Origin of the sequence: Streptococcus suis, from assembly GCF_002964575.1 — a bacterium.
Classification (GTDB): domain Bacteria; phylum Bacillota; class Bacilli; order Lactobacillales; family Streptococcaceae; genus Streptococcus; species Streptococcus suis_R.
This window is the reverse complement of the sequence record NZ_POQQ01000066.1, coordinates 1-766: the sequence shown is the minus strand read 5'-3', so window position 1 is coordinate 766 and position 766 is coordinate 1. Positions and strand designations below refer to the sequence as shown.

Genomic DNA, 766 nt, shown 5'->3' with positions numbered 1-766 from the left:
CTGTTCGCCTATGCTCGCCAGGTATTCTCTGGTCGAAAAATCGTTCAAATGAATGAAGAAGTCATTCCTATGAAATGGCTGAGTCAGGATACCTATGTCTGTTATCGGACCATCAATAGTTTTAGGGCTAGCACACACGCCAACCAGCTCATCAAAACTGCCTTCATCTACTTCACTCTCCTCCTCAGAGAGAATGGATTGATTGAAGATGAGGCCCTCTTCATTGACGGGACCAAGGTAGAAGCTGATGCCAACAAGTATTCTTTCACGTGGAAAAAGGCCGTTGAACGCTATGAAGATGCCTTGAATGGAAACATTTCTGCCCTTTATGACAAGCTAGTTCAAGAAGGGGTGAATACTGCCTTGTCCAAGGAAGAATGCCTCACTAGCGAGGGACTCAAACAACTCCTACATGAGACAGAACAAGTATTGGATGAGGTGGAAGAAGCTATCTCACAAGAGCCTAAAGTCAGTAAAGGTGGATCAGCCAACAAACAGAAACGAAGAAGAATTAAGAAACTAAAGAGAAAGTTGAAAGAGGATTGTCTTGTTCGGAAACAGAAGTACGAACGAGATAAGCAGATTCTACAAGAGCGAAACTCCTACTCAAAAACAGATCCCGACGCTACATTCATGAGAATGAAAGAGGATCATATGAAGAATGGTCAGCTCAAACCCGGTTACAACCTTCAACTTGGTACAAACAACCAGTTTGCCTTAGCTTACGGATTGTATCCGAATCCAACTGACACTCGTACACTCAAGC

The 766-nt window shown here is 43.5% G+C and carries 1 pseudogene; it reads left to right on the top strand.

The window, feature by feature from the left end:
* Positions 1-766: pseudogene (locus C1E58_RS09620) on the top strand (IS5/IS1182 family transposase); the annotation flags it as partial.